The sequence below is a fragment of the Thermophilibacter sp. ZX-H3 genome (genome assembly GCF_052599055.1).
Genome location: NZ_JBQXES010000019.1, coordinates 1 through 25,741 on the forward strand (window position 1 = coordinate 1; position 25,741 = coordinate 25,741).

Sequence of the window (25,741 nt, forward strand, 5' to 3'; positions counted from 1 at the left end):
GGGCCATGCCGCCGGCGGCATGGCCCGTCCCAGAATCTCCGGCCGAAATAACCCGTCCCCAGATGAGAGCCGGGAACCATCCCACGTCGGCGGCGAAAACCTGAGCGCCCGCGGCTTAAATTCAGCCCCGTGCCAGTTTTAGCGAAACGCACCGTCGCGTGTGGGGTACACTATCGGGTGGCAGGGGCGTCAGCCCATGTTGGTGCTTTGGTCCGCCGAGGAGAAGCCCCGGCGGCCCCGTGAAAGGAGAAAGCATGGCAGTTAAGGTTGCAATCAACGGCTTTGGTCGCATCGGCCGTCTGGCTTTCCGTCAGATGTTCGGTCACGAGGGCTCCGAGATCGTCGCCATCAACGACCTCACCTCCCCCGACATGCTCGCGTACCTTCTGAAGTATGACACCACGCAGGGCAACTACGCTCGCGACCACAAGGTCGAGGCCGGCGAGGACTCCATCACCGTCGACGGCAAGAAGATCACCATCTACAAGGAGGCCGACGCCTCCAAGCTCCCCTGGGGCGAGCTCGGCGTTGACGTCGTCCTCGAGTGCACCGGCTTCTACACCTCCAAGGCCAAGGCCCAGGCTCACATCGACGCCGGCGCCAAGAAGGTCGTCATCTCCGCTCCCGCGGGCAACGACCTCCCCACGATCGTCTACAACGTCAACCACGAGCAGCTGACCGCCGATGACAACATCATCTCCGCGGCCTCCTGCACCACCAACTGCCTCGCCCCGATGGCCAAGGGCCTCAACGACTTCGCGCCGATCGTCTCCGGCATCATGACCACCATCCACGCCTACACCGGCGACCAGATGCCGCTCGACGGCCCGCAGCGCAAGGGCAACAAGCGTCGTTCCCGCGCCTGCGCGCAGAACATCGTCCCCAACTCCACGGGTGCCGCCAAGGCCATCGGCCTGGTCCTCCCGGAGCTCAACGGCAAGCTGATCGGCGCCGCCCAGCGCGTTCCCACGCCCACCGGCTCCATCACCAACCTCTACTGCGTGGTTGACAAGGTCGTCACCAAGGACGAGGTCAACGCTGCCATGAAGGCCTACGCCGAGACCATCCCCGAGACCTTCGCCTACAACGAGGACGACATCGTCTCCTCCGACATCATCGGCGAGACCCACGGCTCGATCTTCGACGCCACCCAGACCATGGTCCAGGACCTCGGCAACGGCCAGAGCCTCGTTCAGGTCACCTCTTGGTACGACAACGAGAACTCCTACACCTCCCAGATGGTCCGCACCATCAAGTACTTCGAGAAGTTCGTCGCGTAGTCAACGCTTCGCATCGGCTTTTCGCAGGGGTGCGGTCGCAGCTCACGGGGCCGCGGCCGCGCCCCTTTCTCGTAGGAACCAGACAAAGGAGTGAGCATGGCCTTCACCAAGAAGACCGTCCGCGACGCCGACGTCGCGGGCAAGCGCGTCCTCATGCGCGTTGACTTCAACGTCCCCCTGAAGGACGGCGTCGTCACGGACGACACCCGCGTCCGCGCCGCCATCCCCACGATCGAGTACCTCAAGGACAAGGGCGCCAAGATCATCCTCATGAGCCACCTCGGCCGCCCCAAGGGCGACGGCCCCGAGCCCGCGTTCTCCCTGAAGCCGGCCGCCGACAAGCTCGCCGAGCTCACCGGCTATGACGTGAAGTTCGTCGACGACACCTACGGCGAGAAGGCCAAGGCCGCCGTCGACGCCCTCCAGGACGGCGAGATCCTCGTCCTCGAGAACGTCCGCTTCGACAAGCGCGAGAAGAAGAACGACCCCGAGATCGCCAAGACCCTCGCCTCCTACGGCGACATCTTCGTGCTTGACGCCTTCGGCACCGCGCACCGCGCCCAGGGCTCCGTTGTGGGCCCCGCCGCGTATCTCCCCGCCTACGCCGGCTTCCTGCTCGAGAAGGAGGTCGACACCCTGACCTCCATCTTCGCCGAGCCCGAGCGCCCCTTCGTCGCCATCGTCGGCGGCTCCAAGGTGTCCTCCAAGATCGGCGTCCTCGATCACCTCATCGACTCCGCCGACACCCTCATCATCGGCGGCGGCATGGCCTACACCTTCTTCCTCGCCCAGGGCATGTCCGTCGGCATGTCCCTCAAGGAGGAGGACTGGGTCGAGCGCGCCGGCGAGATGCTGAAGAAGGCCGAGGAGAAGGGCGTCAAGATCCTCCTCCCGATCGACAACCGCGTCGCCGACCACTTCGGCGAGGACGCCGTGCCGGAGGTCGTCGCCTCCGACGCCATCCCCGACGACCGCGAGGGCATGGACATCGGCCCCGAGACCGAGAAGCTCTACGCCGACGCCGTCAAGGCCGCCAAGACCGTCTTCTGGAACGGCCCGATGGGCGTCTTCGAGTTCGACAACTTCGCCCACGGCACCGAGGCCGTCGCCCGCGCCATCGCGGACTCCGACTGCACCTCGATCATCGGCGGCGGCGACTCCGTCGCGGCCATCAACAAGTTCGGCCTGGCCGACAAGATGAGCTGGATCTCCACCGGCGGTGGCGCTTCCATGGAGCTCGTCGAGGGCAAGGCCCTTCCTGGAGTGGAGGCGCTTCTCGATGCGTAAGAGGATGATCGCTGGCAACTGGAAGATGAACAAGACCTACAGCGAGGGCGTCGTCCTCGCCCAGGGCCTTGCCGACGAGCTCAAGGACGGCACCGGCGACGTCGACGTCGTCGTCTGCCCGCCCGCCGTCGACCTCAAGGGCGTCTCCGAGGTCATCGAGCAGACGTCCGCCCCGTTCGCCCTCGGCGGCCAGAACGTCTACTGGGAGGAGTCCGGCGCCTACACCGGCGAGACCGCTCCCAACATGCTCGAGGCCGTGGGCGCCACCTACTGCATCATCGGCCACTCCGAGCGCCGCGACTACTTCGGCGAGACGGACGAGGACGTGAACAAGAAGGCCAAGGCCCTCATGGCCCACGGCATCGTGCCCATCTCCTGCTGCGGCGAGTCCCTCGAGGTCCGCGAGGCCGGCAAGCACGTCGAGTTCGTCGTCGACCAGATCAAGAAGGACACCGAGGGCCTGGAGATCTCCGACCCCTCCAAGTACGTGATCGCCTACGAGCCCATCTGGGCCATCGGCACCGGCAAGACCGCCACGGCCGACGACGCCCAGGAGGTCTGCGGCGCCATCCGCGCCACCCTCGTCGAGGTCTTCGGCGAGGAGGTCGCCTCCGGCATCCGCGTGCTCTACGGCGGCTCCGCCAAGCCCGAGAACATCGCCGGCTTCCTCGAGAAGGAGGACGTCGACGGCGCGCTCGTCGGCGGCGCCTCCCTCAAGGCCGACAGCTTCGCGGCCATGGTCAAGAGCGCGATGGCGTAGGCCACGTTCTTCTCGACAGATGTGGAGTCTGGGGCCCGGACCTCGTCCGGGCCCCTTTGTGTTACCATGACCAGTTGTTATGCATCTGTCCTGAAGGAGCCTCAGTGAACCCGCTCAACATCATCCTGACCGTCCTGCTGTTCCTCTCCGGAGCCCTCACCGTCATCCTCGTCCTCATGCACTCAGGCAAGGGCACGGGCGTCTCCGACATGATCGCCTCCTCGCTCTACAACTCCGGCACCGGCTCGGGCGTTCTCGAGAAGAACCTCAATCGCCTGACGGTCATCACCGCGACCGTCTTCATCGTGAGCATCCTCGTGATGGCGCTCACGTTCCCCACGGGCACGCTCGGCTAGTCCTTCTCGCACGGCGCAGGGAGCACCTCTCGGCGGCGGCCTTCGGGTCGCCGCCTTTTTTCGTGCGACGGAGCCCGGGGCCACGCCGTCGGGCAGTGCGTTCCGCAAGTGCGGCCGCACTCGCGGCGGAAACGCGTTGAGTGCGGACGCTTGGGCGAGAAGGACCCGCGAGTGCGTCCATCGACGCCCCCCTCAGGCCGCACTCGCGGAGGGCACTCGCGAGTGCGGCCTGAGGGGGTCCCGGCCCATGCCGATCCCGCTCCGAAAAAAATCTCAGATTGGGGCTTGCATCGTCGGGGGGACTCGTGCATACTATCCCTTGCGCGAAAGCGCAGTGACAAGTCGGAGTGGCGGAATTGGCAGACGCGCTAGCTTGAGGTGCTAGTGACTGACTAAAAGGTCGTGCGGGTTCAAGTCCCGCCTCCGACACCACGAAGGTGTACGGGCCCCGAAAGGGGCCCGTTTTCGTATGCGGCCGTGCGTCGCTTCCGCGTGCTACGCTAATGCGGAGAGTCGTGACGGAGGGGGTCTCATGGCCAGGGGCGAGCTCAGCACAACGCGCGTCGGGGGGATCGGCGAGGGGAGCCTCGTCGGCGCCCTCTCGAAGCTCCTCCAGCTCACGTGCGAGGCCGTGCTCGTCTTTGACGGCTCCGGAAGGGTCCTTCTCGCCAACGACGAGGCCGTGGAGCTCCTCGGGGCCGGAGAGGGGCTCGTGGGGGTCGACGTGCGCACGCTCGTTGAGCGGGAGGGGAGGCCGGGTGCCGAGGGCCCCTTCGAGGTCGGCGCGCTCGGCATCCCGGCGGACGGCTCGGTGGCGCTCGCCTCGCTCAGGTCGGCGGACGGCAGGCCGCACGCCGTGCGCGTGCGCTGCGACGCCGTGCGGGCGCCGGGGGAGACCTACCTGCTCGTCGCCATGCCCGTGGACGCCGATGCCCTCGCCGACCGCGAGGGGGCCCGCGCGATGGCGGACCTCCGCCGCGCCAACCACCGCCTCTCGGGCACGCTCAACATCGTGCTCGACACGATCGACTCCGGGGACATCGCCACCCTCTTCGAGCGCACGCTCGAGGAGCTCACCGACACCATGGAGGCGGACGGCACGCTCGTGTACCTCTCGGAGGCGGACGGCTTCCACCTGCGCGGCATCTCGAGCGGGCTGCACGGCGAGCGCCTCGCCCGCTTCATGCCGTTCGGACGGAGCGTGGAGCGGCTCGCCATCCGCGAGGGGAGGGCGGTGCGCCTGCGCGTGTGCGCCCCCACCAACGCCTCGCTGCGCCAGGGCAGGCTCACGAAGCGCGACGTGCTGAACGAGGAGACGGGCGAGGTGCTCCGGATGCGGGTCGACACCGTGCCGCCTTTCACGAGCTTCATCGTGGTGCCCGTGTGGTTCGGCGGCAGGGTCATCTCGATCATCGAGGTGGGGTGGCGTCGCCTGCACCCGCTGCTCAAGGATGACGCGCGCCTGCTCGACTCGGTGGCCCGCTACCTCTCCATCCAGCTCGCGGGAGCCTTCGCCACGCTGCGGGCGCGCCGGGCGGACCGGCTCGCCTCGCTCGCGACCGAGCTCCGCGAGGAGCTGCTCACGTCGGCCTCCGAGGGCTCGGGCGAGGGCGCGCTCGGCCGCATCAACGACGTCTTCGCCGAGGCGGGAGACGAGCTCGACGCCGCGGTGGTGACGGTGCGCGAGAACGACCGCCAGCACGTCGTGATGGCGGACCTGCCGCTCACGGGCTCGCGCGAGCTCCCCGTCGACCTCGACGCCCTCGCCGAGCCCTACCGCGCGGGGGACGTTGCCGTGGTGCCGGTGCGCCCCGACTCCGAGCTCTTCTCGCTGCTGCGCGACATGGGGGAGCCGTGCGTCGGGGCCCTCGTCGACCTCGGCGAGCTCTCGGGCGTTCGGAGGTGCCTGCTCGTGCTCCGCCCGGACGGCGCGGAGCCCCTCGACGAGACCGAGCTCGACTTCCTCGCGGGCCTCGCCGCCGACGCCCGCGACATCGCCCGGGGGGAGGAGGCGCGCGAGCAGGACAAGCGCATCTCGCAGGCGCTCCAGACCGGCATGAGAAACGAGCTTCAGTCGGTCGAGGGCCTCACCTCGCAGGCCGTCTACTCCTCCGCGACCAAGGCGGCCTCGGTCGGCGGCGACTTCTACGACCTCATCCGCCTCCCGGGGCACCGCGCCTGTGTCATCATGGGCGACGTCTCGGGCAAGGGGGTCGAGGCCGCCTCGGTCTCCGCCGCGGTCAAGACCGCGCTCGGCGCCTACGCGTGGGAGGGCCTCGCGCCTGCGCGGATGGTGCGCTCGCTGAACGAGTTCCTGCTCGGCTTCTCGCGCCTCGAGACCTTCGCCACGCTCTTCGTGGGCATCGTGGACCTCGACGAGGCGACGATCAGGTACTGCTCGGCCGGCCATCCCCCCGCCGTGCTCGTGCACGCGGGCGCGGACGAGATCTCGATCCTCGACGTGCAGTCCGGCGTGGTGGGCGCGTTCCATGACATCAACTACCAGGACGGTCTCGTCGACCTCGTCCCCGGGGACGTCCTTCTGCTCTACACCGACGGCACGACGGAGGCGCGCGACCCGCGGGGGGCCTTCTTCGGCGAGGACGGGCTGCGCGAGGCAGTCATGCGCGAGTCCTCTCCCGAGAAGCCCTACGACGGCTTCGTGGCCCGCCTGCTCGCGGACCTCGAGGGGTTCACGGGCCAGAACCTGGAGGACGACGTCGCGATGCTCGCGCTTCGCTTCGACGGGCTCGGCGCGCGCGCCGGGTCGGCCTCGCCCCGGGAGGGCGCTTCTGCCGACCGCTCGGGCGCGGGGCGTTAGGACGCGCCTGAGCGGGGAATAATCCCGGCATGGGTGCTCCTGTGGACATAGCCGTCTTCAACGTGGAGGGCGACCTTGACGTGAGGTCGGTCCCTGCCGCGCGCCGCCGCCTCGACGCCCTCGTCGCCCAGGGTACGAGGCGCATCTTCATGAACATGGGCGACGTCAGCTACGTCGACTCGGCGGGGATGGGCTTCATCCTGGGCGAGCTGCGGCGCATTCGCCGCATGGGCGGCCTGCTCTCGCTCTCCAACGTCTCGCCCCAGCTCTATCGCGCGCTCAGCCTCATGAGGATCGTCGAGTTCATGCCCGTCTCGCGCGCGGGCGCGCGCCGCGAGGTCGCGGCGCTCGATCCGTCGGTGCTGCCGCGATGGCGCACGACCTTCCGCGTGGGCCCCGACGAGCTCTCCGCCGCCCGCGAGCGCCTCGGCGAGCTCCTCTCGCGCCTCCCGCTCACGGGAGACGCCCTCTTCGACATGAGGCTCGCCTGCGGGGAGGCGCTCGGCAACGCGGTCGACCACACCTGCGCCGACGGGGTGCTCGCCACGGTCGCGGCCTACCCGGACCGCGTGTGCGTGGAGGTGAGCGACTGCGGCTGCGGCTTCGAGCTGGCGGACGGGGACGAGCCTCCCGACGCCGCCCCCGAGGACGAGCGCGGGCGCGGCATACGGCTCATGCGGATGCTTGCCGACTCCGTGAGCATCACGCGCAAGCGGACGGGGGAGGGGACGGTCGTGCGGCTCGTCAAGCTGCTCGACTCCTCGGGCTCCTCGCCTGAGGGCGCGCCGCCCCTCGCGGGGTGACCTGCCGGCCGTGACGACCATAGGGGTTCACAGTTCCTCCACGAATCGAAATCTAACCCCTTGCGTCAGCTGGCCCGGCCCCGTATAGTAATCCCTGCGCTTGCGGGCTTAGCGCAGTTGGTAGCGCGCCACCTTGCCAAGGTGGAGGTCGCGGGTTCGAACCCCGTAGCCCGCTCCATGCGAGCTCAGAAGGCCGGTCTTGATCGGCCTTTTTCATACGGCGAAGTGGCCAAGTGGTAAGGCACGGGCCTGCAAAGCCCTGACCCCCGGTTCGAATCCGGGCTTCGCCTCCAGGACGTGACGGGCACCCTACGGGGTGCCCTTTTCGTATGCAGGCCCCCCGCCCTCTCTTCGCGCGGGCGAGAAGGACGGGCGGCCGAAAAACTTTTCTGGGATGGCCCTTGCAATCTGCGGGGCGGAGGAATATCATTACTCCTCGCGTCGCGGGCTTAGCGCAGTTGGTAGCGCGCCACCTTGCCAAGGTGGAGGTCGCGGGTTCGAACCCCGTAGCCCGCTCCATGGGTATGAGAGGGCCGGTCATGTGACCGGCCCTTTTGCTATCCTGTTCACTCGGACGCCTAAGCCTGAGGGGACCCCTGCATGCTCTTCACCATCGCGCTTCTCATCTTCCTGTTCGCCGTCGCCCAGGGCTTCGTGCGGACGATCGTGTACTTCTGGGAGTGGCTGTCGCGCGGTCGCAAGCTGGGCGACGAGGAGGTCGAGCTCGCCGAGGAGGCGCTCGAGGAGTCCGAGGACGCGCTCGAGCGCGAGCTCGCCCGGGCGTCCCGCCAGCGCGGGCTCGGCCGCGTCTTCGCGCGGTGGCGCGCCTCCGGCGCCGCGGTCGACGAGTACCTCGACCACCTGCAGCTCGGCTGGTACCAGATCATCTTCATCTTCTTCGTGGGCAGCATGGCGGGCCTGCTCATCGAGGAGGCGTTCATGCTCCTCACGGCAGGCCTCACCGAGAGCCGCGTGGGGCTCGTGTGGGGGCCCTTCTCGCCGCTCTACGGGGTGGGGGCGGTCCTGCTCACCGCGCTCTGCTTCCACATGCGCCGTCGCGGGGCGCGCGCGTGGCAGGTGTTTCTCGTCTCCGCGCTCGTGGGCGGCGTGCTCGAGCAGCTGACCGGCTGGGCCATGTCCGAGCTCTTCGACGCCGAGTCCTGGACGTACCTCCACCTGCCCGACCACATCACGCAGTGGGTGGCGTGGCGCTTCGTCGCCATGTGGGGCCTGCTCGGGCTCGTGTGGTCGCGCGCCGTCATGCCCCGCCTGCTCTACCAGATCGGCATGCCCGTCGCGCGCCGGCAGGTGGTGTTCGTCGCGCTCGTGGCGGTCTACCTCGTCGCCGACATCGCGATGACGCTCGTGTGCTTCGACCGCAAGACGGAGCGTGACGCCGGCGTGCCGCCTGCCAACGCCTTCGAGCAGTGGGTGGACACCAACTACTCGGACGAGTTCATCTCGGCGCGCTTCCAGAACCTCAAGATCGGCGGCGAGCGCGACCTCGTGGACGAGGACGGCAACCTGGTGCTCGACGAGGACGGCAACACCATGACCGAGGCGGAGGGGAGCGCCCGATGACGCCAGGACCAAACGAGCGCGGCCCCGTGCGTGGCGCCTATCTCGACTACGCGGCGGCGACGCCGCTCGACCCCGAGGTGCTCGAGGCCATGGCGCCCTACCTCACGGGGCGCTTCTACAACCCGTCTGCGCCCTATGAGCTCGCGCGCGGGGTGCGCGACGACGTCGAGAGTGCCCGCGGCGCCGTGGCGCGCCTCATCGGGGCGCGCCCCGACAACCTCGTCTTCACGGCGGGCGCGACGGAGGCCAACAACCTCGCGTTCGCGGCGGTCGAGGGGCACGTGGTCGTGGACGCAATCGAGCACGAGAGCGTGCTCGCCTGCGCCGGGACCCACGCGCGCCGCACCGTGCGCGTGGGGCGCGACGGCCTCGTGGACCCCTCCGCCGTCGCGCGCGCGATCAGGCCGGACACCGAGCTCGTCTCGATAGAGCTCGCGAACGGGGAGATCGGCTGCGTGCAGCCGGTGCGCGACATCTCCCGCGTCGTGGCCGACGAGCGCGCGCGACGCCTCGAGGCCGGCGAGCGAACGCCCATCTACCTGCACACCGACGCGTCCCAGGCGGCGGGGTGCCTCTCGGTCAACGTGAGCTCGCTCGGCGTCGACCTGCTCACGCTCTCCGCGGCGAAGATCTATGGCCCCAAGCAGGTGGGCGCGCTCTGGGCCGCGGACGACGTCCGGCTGCGCCCGCTCGTCTACGGGGGCGGGCAGGAGGGCGGCGTGCGCTCCGGCACGGAGAACGTCGCGGGCGTCGTGGGCCTCGCGCGGGCGATGGAGCTCGCCTGCGAGCGCCGAGCGCAGGAGGCGCGCCGCCTCGCCGCCCTGCGCGAGCGGCTGCGCGCGGGCCTGCTCGAGCGCCTGCCGTGGACGGTGGTCTCCGGCCCGCGCAGCCCCAAGAGGCGCCTGCCGGGCCTCCTGCACGTGGCCTTCGCGGGCATCGAGGCGCGCCGCCTCGTGATCGCCCTCGAGCGGGAGGGCGTCTCGGTGGGAACGGGCTCGGCGTGCGCCGCGAGCCGCATGCGCGTCTCGCACGTGCTCGAGGCCATCGGGATGCCGCGGCCGCTCGCCGAGGGGAGCCTGCGCCTGACGCTCGGCCTCCCCACCACGGAGGGCGAGGTCGACTACGCCGTGCTCGCCATCGAGCGCGCGGTGCGCTCGGAGATGGCCCGCCTCGGGCTTGAAGACGCCGGCCAGGCCGCTCGCGCGGCCGAGCTCGTGGCGGGGTGGCGCTGATGGGGCGCGCGCTCCCGGCGCCCGGGCCCGGCACCCGCGTCTGCTGCGGCCTCTCCGGCGGCGTCGACTCCGCGCTCGCCGCGGCGCTGCTCGTGGAGGCCGGCTACGACGTCACGGCCGTCTACATGCGCAACTGGTCGCGCGACCTGCCCGGCTTCAGGTGCCCCTGGGCCCAGGAGCTCGCCGACGCGGAGCGCGTGGCGGTGACGCTGGGGATCGACCTCGAGGTCTGGGACTGCGAGGCCGAGTACAGGGCCACCGTGGTGGACTACCTCGTGGACGCCTACGCGCACGGCCGCACGCCCAACCCGGACGTCATGTGCAACCAGACGATCAAGTTCGGGACGTTCCTCGAGCGCGCCCTCGCCGAGGGCGCCGACTTCGTCGCCACCGGGCACTACGGCCGCGTTGAGCGCGGCGAGGACGGCCGCGTGCGCCTGCTGCGCGCGCTCGACGAGCACAAGGACCAGACGTACTTCCTGTGGCGCGTGGGGGAGGAGGCCCTCGCGCGCACGCTGCTCCCCGTTGGCGAGATTCGCGACAAGGCCGAGGTGCGCCGCATGTGCGCCGAGCGCGGCCTGGGGGTGGAGAACAAGCCGGACTCAGACGGCATCTGCTTCGTGGGTCCGGTGGGCATCCGCACGTTCCTGCTCGACGCGCTGGAGCGGCGCGCCGGGGACGTGGTGGAGTGGGAGACCGGGCGCGTGCTCGGCCGCCACGACGGGGCGTTCCTCTTCACCGTGGGGCAGCGGCGCGGGCTCGACCTCGGGGGCGGGCCGGCCCGCTACGTGGTGGGCACGGACGTCGAGAAGAACGTGGTGTACGTGACGGCGGACCACGACAGCCCGGCGCTCTTCTGCCGCGAGATCGAGCTCGACGACGTCCGCTGGATCTCCGGCGAGCGCCCCGCCCCGGGGCGCTACCTCGTGCGCACGCGCCACACGGGCGAGCTTCGCGAGGCGGAGCTCGCGGGCGACGTGTTGCGCTTCGAAGAACCGGTGCGCCGCGTGGCCCCCGGCCAGTCCGCGGTGCTCTACGATGGTCTTCGCTGCCTCGGCGGCGGCATCGTGCGGAAGTGAGACAAAGGGGACAGGTTCGTTTGTCTCATTCAAAAACTAATGAGACAAACGAACCTGTCCCCTTTGTCTCACTCGGAGGGGGAGCCATGTCCATAGAGAGGGCCCGCGCGCATCTCGCGCAGTTCGGCGCCGAGGGGCGCATCCGGGAGTTCGAGGAGTCGAGCGCCACGGTCGAGCTCGCCGCGGCGGCGGTGGGCACGGAGCCCGCGCGCATCGCCAAGACGCTCAGCTTCATGGTGGGGGAGACGCCCACGCTCATCCTCTTCGCGGGGGACGCCCGCGTCAACAACCAGGCGTTCAAGGCCGCGTTCCACACCAAGCCCAAGATGCTCTCGCGCGACCAGGCCGCAGAGCTCGTCGGGCACGAGGTTGGCGGCGTGTGCCCCTTCGGCGTTGAGCCGGGCGTCGACGTGTTCCTCGACGAGTCGCTCAGGCGCTTCGAGACCGTGTGGCCCGCGGCCGGCAGCTCAAACTCCGCCATCGAGCTCACGCTCGACGAGCTCGAGCGCTTCTCCGGCGCACGCGGCTGGGTCGACGTCGCGAAGGGCTGGCGCGAGGGGGAGTAGGTCGACGCGGCGCGTAGCAGTTCTCTGTTGTCTGCCGCCCGCCGGCCGGCGAGCGGTCGTCCTTCTCGCCGCCGCGTTACACTAGACTGACGAACCGTCCGCCGGCCCGTGGGGAGCTTCCGAGTGGCAGAAGATCAGAACAACGCCGAGACCGCGCGCGTGCCGGCCCCCGCGGCCGAGCCCAAGGCGGCTCCGACCTCGGCCCCCAAGGGCGCGAAGGGGGCGGCCAAGCGGGTCTCCATGAAGGTCTCGGCCGTTCGCACCGTGGCGGCGGAGGACCGCGAGGCGGACAAGAAGTCGCTGGGCCAGGTCCGAAAGACCGTCGTCTTCCTGGGCTTCGTCGCCATCGCGTACGCGCTCTACCTCGTCCTCAGCGGGCAGGTCGACGAGTTCGTGACGTCTCTCGCGGGCGTGGACCTCGCCTGGATCGCGGCGGGCGTGGCCTGCTTCATGTTCTACTACGTCTTCGGCGTGCTCGCCTACGTCCTCTCCATCATCGCCGACCCGGACAACCCCGTGGGCATCCGCGACCTCATGAGCGTCGAGGCCTCCGGCGTCTTCTTCATGCGCCTCACGCCCAACAGCGCGGGTGCCCCTCCGGCCCAGATCTATCGCCTCACGCGAGCTGGCCTCTCGGTCGGCGAGGCGAGCGCCCTCAACTTCACGCGCACCGTGCTCTACGAGGCGGGCGAGGGCGTCTTCGCCGCCATCATGCTCCTCTTCTGCGGCACCTACTTCTACGAGACCTTCGGCGACGTCACCCTCATCGGCGTCTTCCTCTTCGGCTTCAAGGTGGTGCAGGTCGGTGCGATGCTCTTCCTGTGCCTGTTCCCCAAGCCGGTGGTGGCCATCGGCAACTGGGCGCTGCGCTTCGCCAACCGCCGCGGCTGGCTCAAGGACGAGAAGTACGAGCAGTGGTACGAGATGGTCAACACCCAGGTGGTCAAGTTCTCGGCCGCCTTCAAGCGCTCCGCCAGGAACGTGCGCGAGATGCTGCTCACGATGCTCGTGACGCTCCTTCAGCTCGGCTGCATGTACGCGCTGCCGTGGTTCGTTCTGCGCTCCTTCGGCGAGCCGGCGGACTTCCTGATCTGCCTCGCCTCGGGCTCGATGCTCGAGCTCCTCATCAACGCCGTGCCGCTCCCGGGCGGCGCGGGCGGCGCCGAGGTGGGCTTCGCCATCCTCTTCCAGGGGATGTACGGGGTGCACACCACGGCCGGCTTCGTCATCTGGCGTGCCGTCGAGTACCTGCTCCCGGTCCTCATCGCCGCCCCGTGCATGGGCATGCGCTCCACGAGCGGCGAGTCCATCAACCGGCGCTGGACGCGCGCCTGGAAGCGCCTCCGCGGGTTCGTGGGCGGCAAGCCGGGTGCGGGCGGCAAGCGCGCCGCGCGCGGCGGCGTCACCGTGAGGCCGGGAACCAAGAAGGCCGTCGTCTCCGGCGGGCCCTCGGCCGCCGCGGCGGGCTCCGACATAGAGGCACGCATCGCCGCCGGCAAGGCGGCCGCCGCGCGCCGCCGCGCCGCCGAGAAGGGCGACGCCAAGAAGGCCGCTCCCGCGAGCGCGGGCTCCGAGATCACCGTCAAGATCAAGCGCAGGCCGGCGGCGAAGAAGTAGGATCGTCGCATCTCGCATGCGGCTGTCCGGGCGGGGCACGATAGGAACATTCGGCTCAGACGAAAAAAGTCAAAAATGGGGGTTGCGCTCCGACTGCGTTCCTTGCTAATATATCCCTCGCGCTGCGGTCCCCAGCAGTGCATCACATAAGGGCGTTTAGCTCAGGGGGAGAGCGCTTCCCTGACACGGAAGAGGTCACAAGTTCAAATCTTGTAACGCCCACCACAAAAGACGCAGGTAGATGGCATAAACCGTCTACCTGCTTTTGTTTAGGACACTAAACGGGACACCAAATAGGACACCAAAAACGGGAGTCTCGTCAAAAGTCGGGTGTTTTCCTCTTTCGGCCGGTTACCTGGCCAAACAATCGATAGGTTGAATCATAAACCCTGAAGCCGGAGCTTTGGTGTCCACGTTGGGCGTGGTGTTCCGCGTGGTGTCCTTCGGGATAAGCCATTGTGTCCGGAAGGTCGCTGTTTGGAAAGGAGCCGCAAAGATGATCGAGAACATGCAAGAACTCATCGAAGACGAGGCTATGGCCTATTTCAGGGCCGACGTCTGCCTGGGAAGCCCCGAGAGCTTCAGCTTGGACGAGAGGCGCGAGATCTGCGAGCAGATGGAGTGCACGAACAAAGCGATTGAGGACGCCATGAAGGCCGATTTTGAGTCGCTGCCCCCCGAATTCCGAGTCAAACTCCTAGACATGTTGTGCTCGTCTGGCTGCGAGTCGGAGGAGTTCTGGAAAGACCTGTTGCTCGGCGAAATGCCGGACTCTCCGACACAGCTTATGGGAGAGGATGCACGATGACGGCCCGTGAGCCTGCGAACGTCGATGACGCCCTTGCCCAGGCGGCTGAGCGCCTGCTCGAGCGTAAGCGAATGGGGCTTGAGAGCGCAGTAGAAGCCCTTGAGGCGGTCGGTTATCGCGTTATCAGGCGGAAAGACGGCTCTTATGCTGTCAGGCCGCCATATGTGCGCTCAACGACGCGAGATGACGCCGAGGCCGGCAAGATTCAAACGCAGCCGTCAGACTATCTCGCAGATTATCCCGTCATGCTTACTGCTAAGCACATAGCGGAGATTACTGGCCTAAGCATCGGCCGTGTGCGCACGATGTTCAAGAATCAGGCGCTTCCGGCTGTCAAGCTTGAGAACAATCGCTGGTACGTGCCCAAACAGAAGTTCATGGCTGTCTTTGACGTGCAGAGCGGAAAGGTCGGTTAGTTTAGGGCGGGCAGAAAGGCGCATGGCTCTCGGTTAGGCCGTGCGCCCTCTTTTCTCGGATTCCTTATAACACCGTGATGTACCCCGGCGTGCTCGCCGTGTCGATGCGGAAGTACGTGTACGCCGTCTTGTTACTGGCCCATGCGGTGCCGTTGCCGCCAACAAGAGAAGCCGAGCATGAGTAGAAGCACTGCGAGCCCGTGATCCCGCTCGTCGGCAGCGCCCAGCTTGCGTCGGCCAGGATGGTCGTGAGCCTGCTGCACCCCGAGAACGTGTAGAAAAGGTCCGTGAGCGTCGACGGGTCGAACCCACGGAAGTCGATCGTCGCGAAGGCGCAGGAGCTGAACGTGTAGCGCATCGAGCGCACGCCCGAGAGGTTGCCCAGACCGTTCACGCTCGCAAGGTTCGTGCAGCTGTAAAACAGGTAGTTGAAGTTCAAATACGAGAAGCCCGCCATGTCGGCAGCGAACGTCGCGCTCGTGAGGTGCTGGCGGTGCGTCGGCCCGGTGACGCCGTCCCAGGGCGTGAAGCCGAGCCCCACGTACTTGCCGATTGCGCAGATCCGCCCGGAGGCGACGAGCTCGCGCGTGGCGTCGGGCGTCGACGCGGCCGTGAGAACGCCCTCGCCGTCCGCGTAGAAATGCGTCCAGAACCAGGTGCGCCTATCGTCGTTCGGGTCCGTGAGCACGCCGCCCGCGCCCAGCTTGCACACGCTCGCGCCGCTCGTGGTGGAGGGCACGAAGCCGTCGGTGCCGCCCACAAGGCGGTTGCAGCTGTTGAACATGAGCGAGCCCGAGAGCCCCGAGTTGCTGAAGCTCGTGGCGTAGATCGTCTCCAGGCTCCCGCAGCTCGTGAACATCTGGTTCGCGCTCGTCATGCCGGACAGGTTCTCGAAGCCCCTCACCTCGGTGCAGTTCGAGAACGCGTTGAACCAGTAGTTGCAGTTCGTCAGGCCCAGGCTCCCGATGGTGCTGTCGATGTAGACCTTCTTCACCAGCAGCTTTATCGAGTCGTAGGAGCGTGCGCTCGCGGACGAGTAACCCGCCGGGTCGATCTCGAAGACCTGCACGATGCGCCCGCCGGTGACGGAGGTGCGCCGCTCGTAGTAGTTGATCTCCAGCGTGCCGTCGTCCAGGAGCAAGGCGCGGATCTTGTAGCCCACGTCCCATTCGAGCGCCAGGATGGCGGCTGCCATGTCGCCCGGCGCGTAGAGCGTGCTCTCGCCGTTCTGCCCGCGTATGGCGTCGGCGATGTCCGAGAACACAGACTCGGGAAGCACGCCCGACTCCAGCGCCATGTAGGGCTGCTCCTGATAGTGGCCAGCGTCCGTGCCGTCGAGAGCCGCCACGGCAGCGGCCATCTCGCGGGGCTTGTACAGCGTGGCGACGCCCGCTTGGTAGCGGATCGCGTTGGCTATGTCAGTGAGTATGCTCGTGGAAACGGTGCCTACGGCCATCAGAACTCCTCCTCTTCGAGGTTGGCGAGCGAGGCGATGGCGTCGTCCACGTACTGCTTGGTCGCGTAGGCCGAGAGGTCGGGCGTCGTTCCCGCCGGCCCCTATGGTCCTTGCGGCCCGGTCGCACCAGTCTCGCCTTTGAGGTTGTGGAAGGCGAATACGAACGTCCTGGCAGACGCCGTGCCGCCCAGCGTGACGTTGACGGAAGGCGTGCCCGTGCTCGCGTCAACCGTCGCGCTCGCGCCGGTGATGGTCGCGTCTGCGCCGTCATCGCCCGTGTCGCCCTTCGGCCCCTGCGGCCCCGTTGCACCGGTCTCGCCGGTATCGCCCTTCGGTCCCGTCTCGCCTTGCGGGCCGGTCTCACCCTGGATTCCCTGGATGCCCTGCGGTCCGCGAAGGTCGGCCGAGCTCGTACCCGACGCGCTCGTGACGGACAGCACCGAGCCGCTCCATGAGTGCGTGCAAGAGGCGCCATCGGCTCCAGCGGGGCCTGTCGCACCCCGCGGCCCCGTGTCACCGGTGTCACCCTTCGGTCCCTGGGGACCGGTCTCGCCGGTGTCACCTTTGTCGCCCTTAACGCCCTTGGCCACGTCGGCCGTGGTGGTGCCGTTCTTGTCGGTGATCGTGATGGTGCAGCCGCCCTCGGTGGCAGTCACGGTGGCCGTGGGACTGAAACCGTCGACGCCATCCTGGCCGTCGGCACCGTCGAAGTCGCCGCGCTCGGCCGCCGCCGTCAGGTTCTCCCGCGCAGTGTCGGCCAGCGCGGCCGCAGCGTTCGCAGCCGTGGCGGCGTCGGTCGTGATCTCGGTCGCGTGCTCGTAGGCGTTGATGGCGTCCACGAACAGCGTGAACCCGTCCTCGTGCCCCTCGCCGCCGACGACCACGGGCTCCACCCGTATCGTGAACACGCGGGAAGAGATGTACGTATCGTCACCACGCGAGACCATGACCTGGGCCTGCACGGCACCCTCGGCCTCCTGCATCGCCGCCGGGTAGTAGACCTCGAACGCCCCGACAGACGCGTCGACGGCCGAGAAGGGCTCGGTCCCGCGCTCGCCAGTCACCTTGTGCCGCCACAAGAAGTAGACGGCAGCCCCCGTCAGGTCGGCTGCAGAGCCGTCCTCCCTCACGGCAAGCGAGATCCCGCGCCCGCCAGCGTCGGCGGGGGGAGCCACCAGCACGTCGCCGAAACGCTCGTCGCAGGCGTCCCAAACCAGCCTATGAAGTCCGCATCCGTCGAGCACGAAGCACCTCCTAGAGTCTCCGCTCAGGGTATGCCCGCGTCACAACCCCGCCGTCAGAAGTCGAGGTCCGCCAGCTCGTCCAGGTCATCGGTGGCGGTTGTCACCGTGCTCTCCACGACCTGCACCGAGGTCGCCACGCTCAGGTTGCCGTCAATGCCCGCGACGTCGTTCTGCAGCGCGGCAACGTCGGCGGCAAGCGAGCTCGTCACCGCGTAGTCGACCTGCTGCACCGTGCCGATTGTCACGCGGCAGATCACCGCATCACCGAACGTGCGCACGCGCTTCACGACTCGCGCCTTGAGCCGCCACTCGGGAGTCCGTGTCGAGTCGATCACGGCCACCTCGTCGCCCAAGCCGCACTCGCCGCCGTCCAGGGCCGCCACGTCGATCTCGTACGACACCTTGGGCTGAACGGCATCCACGAGCGCCTTCCTGGTGAGCGCCAACAGCTTTGCAGGGTCGTCGCACTCCGAGAAGGTCACCTGCCCGAAGCTGTGGACCTTCGCCGTCCTGTCAGCGTTCCAGCGGCCCCACACGAGCCGCGCGTCCTCGTCGCCGACCCAGTTCACGCCGCCGTTGACCTCGCCGAAGGTGAGCTTCTTGCGGTAGCCGCCCGTGTAGCGCCCGTCCTCGTCGGTCACGGGAAGCCCCGCGCCGAAGCCGTAGAGCGCCGTGTACACGTCCTGCTCCAGAACCGTGCGCGTGCATCCCGCCATGTTCTTGCCGTAGGTGAAGCGAAGGCCCTTCCAACTCCCAAGCTGGCTCTTGAAACGGACGCCCCTTGAGACCACGCGCCCGCCAGCAGCCGTTATCACGGGCTCGACCTCGCCGTCCCAGACCTCGGCTATTCTCCGCAGCGCACAGAGCGCGTTCACGTGGTAGAGCACGCAGCCCGCAGTGCCAGCCACGTCGCACGACGCGATCGACCAGCGCGTGGGTACCAGTACGACCGCCAGTGCCTGCCGCGCAGTCCGAGAGACCAGATGCTGCTCCTCGATGAAGTCGTCCAGAAGCTCGCACAATGATGACTCCGCGTAGACCGAACACAAGCACTCAAGCGGCTCGTCGGTCCGCACCACCACGTGCTCACGCCACACGCCGCCGTCCTGCCACAGCAGCCGGTCGCCCTTGGTGGGCACCTCGCGGCGCTCGAACTCCAGCGTGTCCTCGCCGTTCAGCTCCTCGGTGTGGACGAGCTCGCCGACGACGGGCAGGATGCCGATGCGCTCGTCGAACCGGTCGAACCAGAAGATCGTGGGAACGGAGCTCGCCATCACAGCCACCTCTCGCGGAAGCTGGTCGCATGGGAGGAGCATCCCGTGAAGCTCAGCTCGCAGCTACCAGGAGAAAGCGAGAAGAAGTCGCTCGCCAGCGTCACGTCGGCGCGGGCATCAATACCATCGATGGTCGCGCCCTCGCCCTCGCAGTCGATGCGCACCACTTCGCCACCGGAGAAGGCATGCTCCACGCGCACGATGGCATCGCTGCAGCCGACCTGCACGGCAGCGCCAGCAGAGGCTACCAGCTCGAACGTCGGCCACGTGGACCACGACCCCCCGACTTCGAACTCCGAGCTCGTCTTCGAGCGAGCTCTCCCGTAGGCAACGGGATCGAGCAAATCGAACGTTACCTCGCCTTGCCCGTCCTCGAATAGCGACGACCACGAGCCCGTATCGGTGCAGATGACGTCGCGGTACTCGAACTCCGGCTCGTCGGGCAGCCGCAGCGTCCCGCCGGAGGTTGAGCACAGTGCCGCATAGACCCTGTGCCGTATGTCAGCCAGCCCGTTGGTCCCCGGCCTGAAACCCGCATCCATGAACAGCCGCACACGCACAAGCCTTGGCGGTATATGCCCGGAGACGGGGAGAGCGCCCGCACGTCCCGGCACCACCATCGTGTCGGGCACTACGGGCACCGCGACCTTCTCGATGACCTCTGCGCTGCACCATTCCGAGAGGTCGACCCCGTTGTAGACGAACGACCTCATGCGTTGCCCCTTGCCCGCCCGTATGCGATGGCCCTACGGTGCGACTCAAGGCTCATCTCGTCCACTGAGCCGCCCTTCCTGGGTTTCTGCCCAATCGATTTGGCGAGAAGCCGCAGCTCGTCGCAACGGCCATCCTCGCACTTGCTTGCATCCTTCTTTTTCACAGCAACCTCACCACCGTGCACGCCACGTCGAACGCCCACACGTACCGCCCGCTCGAATCGCGCTCCTTGAAGGCAGGTGCCGCGGTGTCGATGCTCACGATCCGACATCCGCCAGCATCCGTATAAGGCTCCCAGTCGGCCCTGCGCACCGCAAGCTCGGCGGCAACGGCGACGGCCTCCGCATCGGCCGCGACCTCGCGCACCACCATCACCGTCACGGCAACGGTCCCGCGCTCCTCCTCGGCTATCCGGGCATCGCGCGAATACGCGCCCTCGACCACAGCGATGGGCTCCGCGCAGTCGAGCGCCGATGGGCAAACTTTTGTGAAGCAACTTGTGAAGTGGGCATCTACCAGCAGTTTCGTAATCGAGTCCGCGCAGCTCATCTCACCACCAGCTCCCAGTGGTGCACGCGCCCGTTGAAGTCCTCGCACCGCCTGCACTCGGCCACGTAGTACGAATGCCCGCCGATGTCGATGCGAGAGCCAGCGGGAACCTCGAAAGCGCCGCCGGAGTTCACGGCATCGACGTAGACCTTGCCCGCGCCCGCGTCAGCCGAACGGTGTTCGTCGTCCACGATCGACTGCGCCCGCGCGAACCGCACGTGCGAAACGGCCACGCCCTCGGCATACCCGCCGTCGCCGTCCGGCACCCGCACCACGGCGTCATCGGCCAGCAGCCGCAACGGTATAGGCCGAAGGCCCCGCATCATCGCACCCCGCAGAACGCGAGCGAGGTCCCCACGAGCTCCTTGAGCGCCTCTTGCGTGGCGATCTCCTCGCCGGTCGTGCCCTCGTCTTCATAGTGGGTCACCTTGAAGTCCCCGAGCGAGAACCCGCCGACCTGCCCCTCGCCGAACTCCGCGAAGGCGTCCACGGCAGCGCAGACTGCCCGTTGGTAGCTCTCAAGCTCGTCCTCGGTAGGCTCGCGTCCGCCCACCAGCCACTGCACGTGGCGCGATGCCGCCGGCAGCGCAAGTCCGAAGGCGGACTCCGAAAGCCCGCCCCCGTAAACCTGCGAATAGAACTGGTATGTCACCGCATCGGCCACGGGCTACTCCGTGCCTGCGCTCACGTAAACGCCGTCGAGCTTGTTCTCCAGCACGCTCACGATGCCGTACTTGCGGTACTTGAGCATGCAGGAGTCCAGCGCCTCCAGCTCGTCGGGGCTGAACACGCGCGACGCCACGTGCTTGTCGTACTTGATCACGGCCGACTTCTCCACGACCATGAAGTTGATGTCGGCACCAGCACCCTTGAGCTCGTAGTAGCTCGAGAGCCCGCTCTTCGTGGGGGACGCCACCGCCGTGTACTCGTCGCCGCTCTTCGTGTAGTAGGTCTTCGTGCTGTCGACCTCGGTGTCCGTGGTGGCCACGTAGGTGCCGGTTGCCTTCTGGTAGCCGAACTGGTCGTCATCGCCGCTGAGCAAGTCGATGGCCGTGTAGAAGCGCACCTGCGGCACCTCCACAATGCGGCTGAACCGCTCGAGCACGCGGTTCAATCGCGTCGGGTTCGCCAACGAGAAGTCGTCCAGGACGCCGCGCAACGTGGGAGTGATGAAGAGGATACGGCTGCCTGTGGATACCTGCCTCTCGTCCATGCCGTTGGTGACGGCGCGCAGGGCGGCGAGCACGTCCACGGCGGACGCCTCGGAGAGGTCCTCGGCCCTCACGGTAACGCCGTCCGCCGACGCGATCTGGCTGAACGTGTAGGCGTCGCCCTCAGGGGCCACCTGCGTGCGCTGCAACTCCGCGCCCGCCTCGACGAAGCAGTCGAGCACGCCGCTCTCCTCCACGTCCATCACGTCGGCAAAGAGCCGTATGGCCCGGTCGTAGCCGAAGCTGTGCGTCTCGTACTCGTAGGTGATGGAGCCCGTCTTGTAGCCCACGTTGCGGGTGTAGTCCCCGAGCCCCGTGACGGAGATCTTCGGGATGAGGATCTCCTTGGCGTTGCGGCCCGCGCGGACCATGCGCCCGCCGCTGTTCAGGCAGCGCGACACCGCCGCCCTCTGGTAGACCTCGTCCAAAATGCCGGTGTAGTTCTTAGCGAACTCGATGCTGTTGGCCATCTGTCAGCCCTCCTAAGCGTTGTCGGTGGAATCGTCAAGGCCGGCGAGCTTGCGCCAGCGTCTCATGGTCTTGCCGGCATCCGTGCTGGTGCCGGCGTTGGGGAGTCCGGTCTTTCCGCCAGGCTGCTTGGCAGGAGCTTCAGCGAACAGCCACGGCTCGGCCTCCTTGAGCGCGTCGACGTCGCCGCCGTGGTCGGCAAGGATTGCACGCGCTGCCTTCACGTTGCGCACGCCTGCGAGCTGCAGCTTGAAGTCGATTCGATCGGACTCGCCCTGGGCCTTCAGCTCCGCGATCTCGCAGCGCAGCTGCTCGGCTGTCTCGGCGTTCTTTGCAGCCTCGGCCACCTGAGCCTCAAGCGCCGCGATCTTCTCATCGCGCTCGGCGACGGCCTTCTCCCAGTCGGTGCCGCTCACTTGCGGCTGGTCTTGCGCCGCCTGCTGCTGCCCGTCGTCTTGCGCGGCTTTCGGCCCTTCCTGCGTCTTGTCGCCATGTGCATCACCCGCCATGTCGGCCTGCCTTTCTGTGACGTGCCGACATAATTGGGTCGGCTTCCTAACCAGGCCAAGTATCCGTGTGTGTCACAAACCCGATGTAGGCCATGTGCGAATCGTTTTTGCTCATTCGCCTAGCCGCTGGTTCTCGCAGTTATGCCATTTGCCGTTTTGGGTGTAAGATTTGACATTCCGGGGAGGTGAGTTTATGGCAGAGGAAGTCAAGATGAAGAACCATCGCCTAGTCGATAAGATGGTCATTCACGTTGATACCGACGAACTCGGCCATGAAATCTCATACGATCGCTTTCGCGAGATTCTCGACGGCTATGAAACCTTGTTAGGCACCTTGGAGGATAACCGTACCTACAACCCTAACGATACTCGTACGCAGCAGCAAGAATCTGCTGAAATGAAGCTTAGCCACAAGCTTTATTTGTCCCCTGCAACAGAAGGCTCATATCAGGTTGAGGCGCGTCTCTACGATGACTCTGACGAGGTTCAGCCAGCTCTTCCATGGGAGGACCAAGGCTTCGCACGTGTGTTTAGAGTCATTGATTGTGCCGCCAGCGGTGATACGGAAAAGTTCGCTGAGGCCGTCCCAAGCAAGCTTGCACGCCTTCGCGTAATAGAAGGACTCAAGAAAGTGAGCCCTCAACCTGCGGAAAGGATAACCGTTACCTCCGGACTCCAAGGCGAGCATACAACGGAGCTAAAGCAGGCAAACATCATCCCCTTCGAGCAGCTACGCCCTGTCGAAGACGAGTTTGTTGACGCCGAAGTCATAGGCAAGATTGCCCTCGTCGATTTTGAGAGCAAGAAATTGCAGCTACGCCCGAATGGTTCCACGCGACGGTTCCCGGTTCAATACGATCCGGAAATCGAAGACCGTCTTATGGAAACGCGCTATAAGCTAATGACGGTCATGTGCAAGGTGAAGTACAACATCAATGGCGACATAGCCGAAATCATTGATGCAGATGGTATCGAAGAGCTCGAACTTCGCCCAGTGGAAATCAAGTCGTTCGTTGCTGGTGGTGTTGAGCATTCGTTTAAGTACCCGATAACCGTTACTGTCGAACTCGATGAGACCGGTCAAGTCTATTTGGGCGTCTTCGACGAACTTGATCTTTGCGTGTATGCTGAGCATCAAGATGAGATGAGGCAAGAGATCCTTGACGACCTTGCATGGAGATGGTCGGCCATCGCAATGGCATCCGAGGAGGAATTAGCTCCTGATGCTGTCGCAGTTCGCCGCACATTCCTCGACTTAGTGGTTGAGTAGTATGCCGTCGCTTAAGAAGGACATGGTTGTCCGAAATCTCACCAAAAAGGGTTTTGAGAAAGACGAGAGGGATCACCTCTACTTGTGCTATGTCCGCTCTGACGGGTTGAAGACATCAATCCGCACGAAGGTAAGCCACGGCTCAAAGGGAGACATTACTACAGGTCTTGTTTCAGCCATGGCAAGACAGTGCCGCCTCACCACGCAGCAATTCAAAGAGCTTGCAGAATGTACGCTTGATAGGCAGCAATACGAGCAGCTTCTAACCGTCAGTGGCCAGTTTTCTCGACGGAGCAAAGAGAATTCATAGCCTATACCTGCCTGAGTATCTCCATTGCGTCATCAATATCGCTTGCGCCTTCGAGCACAACCATCGTCGGCATGCCAGGGCCGATTCCGCCCGTTGCACGCTTATCGACGCACAACTTCTTTGGATCTTTCAGCTCATCAACATGCTTGCGTATGCCAAGCACGAGGTGACCGCTCTTCCTCGCTTGGATGCTGAGTGTTTGCCTCCTCTTGCCGACCCTGTAACCAACGTAGTACTTCTTGACGTATTCGGTCCATGAGGGGAATTCCTCGGCAATGCGAGCGCGAAGAGTCTCGAAGAGGTCATGAGCCGGACCGCCGCTTGCGAGCCAGGTGTGGTGCTCCTCGATGGTCCACTCTGTCCCATCCTTGCGCTTGGAGGGCGTGTACTTGGCCAGAGTCGACTCATCCAACTGCGGCCTCGGCCAGATCTTCAGAGCATCTGCCATGAGCTTGGCGGCTCGGCGCTCAATTGCCTCGACGTTCCAAACGGGCTCGGAGGCGAATACGCTGTTCAGGTAGAGCGGGCTGCAGAGCAGGCCGTCATCCTCCTTATGAAGCTTCTCGTCGTAGGGTTTGTTCGAGTACTCCTGGTTGTATCCGGTGAGCGTCAGGTTGCCGAGTGAGTTGCAGTACCGCTCATGAAGCTGTTCCCAGTTGTCCCCAAGAGCAGCTTGCCACTCAGGTACGCTGTCGATGGTCTGCGGAAGAACGTGCTCGACCTGATACGAGTAGCCCGAGATGGGCTCCTTCGGGTGGTGCCAGTTCTCGATGCGCTCGAGGTAGTAGACACACTTGTCGCGAAAGCGGTTGTAGCAGTCGCGCGCCTTGAACTGCTCCTCGAAGTATTCGTCAGTCGGAAAATAAGCAGTCTTATTCTCGTCCTGGAGCAGCAAGTTCGCCGTGATGTACTCCACGATGTCCTGGGATTCCAGTTGCTTCGCGAGGTTCGAGAAATAGTGGTTGAGGCCAGTCGTGAGCCTTCCGCAGACGGAGCGCCTGAAAAGGAACGATTCGAGCATCCTTATGAGCCCGATGTAATCGTCCTTCGTCAGGTTGTTGGCCTCGTATTGAGCGTAGAGCTCCATCAGCAGGAGTCGTGCGGCGTTGATGCCCAACCTGTTGAAGCTACGGAAGGCCGCCGCCAGCTCTGGGTCTTTCTCGCGGTCGAGGAAAATCTTTGTGTAGTGGTCGGCCCCGTCCTTGAGGTCGATGAGCACCTCTTCGACCTTGAGCTGCGGGTTGTCGCCGATATAGAGCTTGAATTCGTCGTACACTTCATCGAACTTGGGCTGCCTGTTGGGGATCTTAAGCCAGAGCCAGTTCCAGAAGAATTCGTTGATGATGCGTTCGTTGCCCATGCCAAACATCTGCTCCATGGGATGCCAGTAGGACTCGTACAGTCGCGTCTGCTCCTTGCTGGGCAGCGACATGAGCATGAAGTTGCGGATGAGGTCGATAGCGGTGAGCGGCTTTCCCTTGGAGTTCATCGACTCGAAGATGAGCTGCGCGTTGTCGCCCTCGCCGAGCTTGGTGTCCACGATGAGCAACATCTTGAGGCCGACCCACAACTGCTGGGCGTCGAAGCCCTTCTCGTGCATCTTGTCCTTGAAGTACTGGTAGTTGTCCACGATGAGCTGTGAGGGCTGCTCGGGTTGTGCCACGTCGCCCACGATGCTGAAAAGCGTAGTCTGGTCGTCCTGCGAGAGGACCAGCTTGTAGCGAGCGTCGCCCTTCTGCTCATCGTTGAACAGGTACATGCGCCGGATGCCACCGATGGTCGTCTCAAGGAAGTCGGCGCGCGACTCGTCTTCCTTCAGATACTCGATGAAGGCGGAGAGCAGCAGCGTGAGCGTCGTCATGCGCTGCTGACCGTCGATGAGCAGATACCTGTTCACGCCGGTCAGGGTGCCGCCAGCCTCCGGTGCGTAGAGCATGGAGCCGATGAAGTGCGTGTGCCCGAACTTGCCAGCACGCATGATGTCGACCCAGAGCGTTTCGCAGTCTTTGGTCGTCCAAGAGTAGAGACGCTGGTATACGGGTATGACGAACTGGGCGTTCGCCGTGCCCAGGAAGGGTAGGAATTGTGCGTCGTTCGCGTTCATCTGCCTTGCTCCATATCGTTCATTTG

24 protein-coding genes and 5 tRNA genes are annotated in these 25,741 nt (G+C 65.9%); 19 read left to right on the forward strand and 10 right to left on the reverse strand.

Annotation, left to right across the window (positions count from 1 at the left end):
• Window positions 1–254: 254 nt before the first annotated feature.
• From gap to ACULPM_RS08675, 18 genes are all read left to right on the forward strand, one after another.
• The gene (gene gap, locus ACULPM_RS08590) at window positions 255–1,280 is read left to right on the forward strand and encodes a type I glyceraldehyde-3-phosphate dehydrogenase (protein ID WP_075279897.1); all 1,026 of its coding nucleotides are present in this window, start codon (window positions 255–257) and stop codon (window positions 1,278–1,280) included.
• Between the two features lie 96 nt (window positions 1,281–1,376).
• On the forward strand, window positions 1,377–2,567 hold the full coding sequence (locus ACULPM_RS08595) for a phosphoglycerate kinase (RefSeq protein WP_167929704.1): 1,191 nt from the start codon (window positions 1,377–1,379) through the stop codon (window positions 2,565–2,567).
• Window positions 2,560–3,327: a triose-phosphate isomerase gene (gene tpiA / locus ACULPM_RS08600; RefSeq protein WP_445331738.1), complete on the forward strand. Its 768-nt coding sequence runs from the start codon at window positions 2,560–2,562 to the stop codon at window positions 3,325–3,327. The genes ACULPM_RS08595 and tpiA overlap by 8 nt, the downstream gene beginning before the upstream one ends.
• Window positions 3,328–3,431: 104 nt before the next feature.
• Entirely contained in the window at window positions 3,432–3,683 is a 252-nt protein-coding gene (gene secG / locus ACULPM_RS08605) for a preprotein translocase subunit SecG (protein ID WP_075279900.1), read from the forward strand.
• A 341-nt stretch (window positions 3,684–4,024) separates the two neighbouring features.
• Window positions 4,025–4,115, forward strand: a tRNA-Leu gene (locus tag ACULPM_RS08610).
• A 100-nt stretch (window positions 4,116–4,215) separates the two neighbouring features.
• Window positions 4,216–6,504 carry a SpoIIE family protein phosphatase gene (locus ACULPM_RS08615; RefSeq protein ID WP_445331737.1) on the forward strand — a complete coding sequence of 763 codons (2,289 nt, stop codon included), beginning with the start codon at window positions 4,216–4,218 and terminating at the stop codon, window positions 6,502–6,504.
• A 29-nt stretch (window positions 6,505–6,533) separates the two neighbouring features.
• On the forward strand, window positions 6,534–7,307 hold the full coding sequence (locus ACULPM_RS08620; RefSeq protein ID WP_445331736.1) for an anti-sigma factor antagonist: 774 nt from the start codon (window positions 6,534–6,536) through the stop codon (window positions 7,305–7,307).
• Window positions 7,308–7,409: 102 nt separating this feature from the next.
• Window positions 7,410–7,485, forward strand: a tRNA-Gly gene (locus ACULPM_RS08625).
• Between the two features lie 41 nt (window positions 7,486–7,526).
• Window positions 7,527–7,600: transfer RNA gene (locus ACULPM_RS08630), tRNA-Cys, on the forward strand.
• 150 nt (window positions 7,601–7,750) lie between these two features.
• Window positions 7,751–7,826: transfer RNA gene (locus ACULPM_RS08635), tRNA-Gly, on the forward strand.
• 81 nt (window positions 7,827–7,907) lie between these two features.
• A complete protein-coding gene (locus tag ACULPM_RS08640; protein ID WP_445331735.1) occupies window positions 7,908–8,888 on the forward strand; it encodes a putative ABC transporter permease in 981 nt (326 codons plus the stop codon).
• Window positions 8,885–10,120 (forward strand): cysteine desulfurase family protein, encoded by a 1,236-nt coding sequence (locus ACULPM_RS08645; RefSeq protein WP_445331734.1) that lies wholly within the window; start codon window positions 8,885–8,887, stop codon window positions 10,118–10,120. The genes ACULPM_RS08640 and ACULPM_RS08645 overlap by 4 nt, the downstream gene beginning before the upstream one ends.
• Window positions 10,120–11,199, forward strand: coding sequence for a tRNA 2-thiouridine(34) synthase MnmA (gene mnmA, locus ACULPM_RS08650; protein WP_167929698.1), 1,080 nt, complete (start codon window positions 10,120–10,122; stop codon window positions 11,197–11,199). The genes ACULPM_RS08645 and mnmA overlap by 1 nt, the downstream gene beginning before the upstream one ends.
• Window positions 11,200–11,285: 86 nt before the next feature.
• On the forward strand, window positions 11,286–11,765 hold the full coding sequence (locus ACULPM_RS08655; protein ID WP_167929697.1) for a YbaK/EbsC family protein: 480 nt from the start codon (window positions 11,286–11,288) through the stop codon (window positions 11,763–11,765).
• 123 nt (window positions 11,766–11,888) lie between these two features.
• The gene (locus ACULPM_RS08660; protein ID WP_445331733.1) at window positions 11,889–13,382 is read left to right on the forward strand and encodes a lysylphosphatidylglycerol synthase transmembrane domain-containing protein; all 1,494 of its coding nucleotides are present in this window, start codon (window positions 11,889–11,891) and stop codon (window positions 13,380–13,382) included.
• Window positions 13,383–13,532: 150 nt separating this feature from the next.
• Window positions 13,533–13,607: transfer RNA gene (locus tag ACULPM_RS08665), tRNA-Val, on the forward strand.
• Between the two features lie 271 nt (window positions 13,608–13,878).
• Window positions 13,879–14,190, forward strand: a complete 312-nt coding sequence (locus ACULPM_RS08670) for a hypothetical protein (protein ID WP_445331732.1) — start codon at window positions 13,879–13,881, stop codon at window positions 14,188–14,190.
• On the forward strand, window positions 14,187–14,606 hold the full coding sequence (locus ACULPM_RS08675; RefSeq protein WP_445331731.1) for a hypothetical protein: 420 nt from the start codon (window positions 14,187–14,189) through the stop codon (window positions 14,604–14,606). Before ACULPM_RS08670 ends, ACULPM_RS08675 begins: the two co-directional genes overlap by 4 nt.
• A 64-nt stretch (window positions 14,607–14,670) precedes the next feature.
• Here ACULPM_RS08675 and ACULPM_RS08680 read toward each other — a convergent pair whose 3' ends face one another.
• The 9 genes from ACULPM_RS08680 to ACULPM_RS08720 all read right to left on the reverse strand — a co-directional run bounded on the left by ACULPM_RS08680 (window position 14,671) and on the right by ACULPM_RS08720 (window position 22,031).
• A complete protein-coding gene (locus ACULPM_RS08680) occupies window positions 14,671–16,062 on the reverse strand; it encodes a hypothetical protein (RefSeq protein ID WP_445331730.1) in 1,392 nt (463 codons plus the stop codon).
• Window positions 16,063–16,163: 101 nt separating this feature from the next.
• Window positions 16,164–17,306 carry a BppU family phage baseplate upper protein gene (locus ACULPM_RS08685; RefSeq protein ID WP_445331729.1) on the reverse strand — a complete coding sequence of 381 codons (1,143 nt, stop codon included), beginning with the start codon at window positions 17,304–17,306 and terminating at the stop codon, window positions 16,164–16,166.
• 53 nt (window positions 17,307–17,359) lie between these two features.
• Window positions 17,360–18,580 carry a phage tail spike protein gene (locus ACULPM_RS08690; RefSeq protein WP_445331728.1) on the reverse strand — a complete coding sequence of 407 codons (1,221 nt, stop codon included), beginning with the start codon at window positions 18,578–18,580 and terminating at the stop codon, window positions 17,360–17,362.
• Window positions 18,580–19,293 carry a phage distal tail protein gene (locus tag ACULPM_RS08695; protein ID WP_445331727.1) on the reverse strand — a complete coding sequence of 238 codons (714 nt, stop codon included), beginning with the start codon at window positions 19,291–19,293 and terminating at the stop codon, window positions 18,580–18,582. The genes ACULPM_RS08690 and ACULPM_RS08695 overlap by 1 nt, the downstream gene beginning before the upstream one ends.
• A gap of 160 nt (window positions 19,294–19,453) precedes the next feature.
• A complete protein-coding gene (locus ACULPM_RS08700) occupies window positions 19,454–19,843 on the reverse strand; it encodes a hypothetical protein (protein ID WP_445331726.1) in 390 nt (129 codons plus the stop codon).
• Complete coding sequence (locus tag ACULPM_RS08705) at window positions 19,840–20,115, reverse strand: putative minor capsid protein (RefSeq protein ID WP_445331725.1); 276 nt, start codon at window positions 20,113–20,115, stop codon at window positions 19,840–19,842. The genes ACULPM_RS08700 and ACULPM_RS08705 overlap by 4 nt, the downstream gene beginning before the upstream one ends.
• Window positions 20,116–20,165: 50 nt before the next feature.
• Window positions 20,166–20,507 carry a hypothetical protein gene (locus tag ACULPM_RS08710; protein ID WP_445331724.1) on the reverse strand — a complete coding sequence of 114 codons (342 nt, stop codon included), beginning with the start codon at window positions 20,505–20,507 and terminating at the stop codon, window positions 20,166–20,168.
• A gap of 3 nt (window positions 20,508–20,510) precedes the next feature.
• Window positions 20,511–21,524: a hypothetical protein gene (locus ACULPM_RS08715; RefSeq protein WP_445331723.1), complete on the reverse strand. Its 1,014-nt coding sequence runs from the start codon at window positions 21,522–21,524 to the stop codon at window positions 20,511–20,513.
• A gap of 12 nt (window positions 21,525–21,536) precedes the next feature.
• Window positions 21,537–22,031 (reverse strand): hypothetical protein, encoded by a 495-nt coding sequence (locus tag ACULPM_RS08720; protein WP_445331722.1) that lies wholly within the window; start codon window positions 22,029–22,031, stop codon window positions 21,537–21,539.
• Window positions 22,032–22,224: 193 nt separating this feature from the next.
• Between ACULPM_RS08720 and ACULPM_RS08725 the strand changes: the two genes are divergently transcribed.
• On the forward strand, window positions 22,225–23,301 hold the full coding sequence (locus tag ACULPM_RS08725; protein WP_445331721.1) for a hypothetical protein: 1,077 nt from the start codon (window positions 22,225–22,227) through the stop codon (window positions 23,299–23,301).
• Window positions 23,302–23,612: 311 nt separating this feature from the next.
• Here ACULPM_RS08725 and ACULPM_RS08730 read toward each other — a convergent pair whose 3' ends face one another.
• Entirely contained in the window at window positions 23,613–25,715 is a 2,103-nt protein-coding gene (locus ACULPM_RS08730) for a GmrSD restriction endonuclease domain-containing protein (protein ID WP_445331720.1), read from the reverse strand.
• Between the last annotated feature and the right edge of the window lie 26 nt (window positions 25,716–25,741).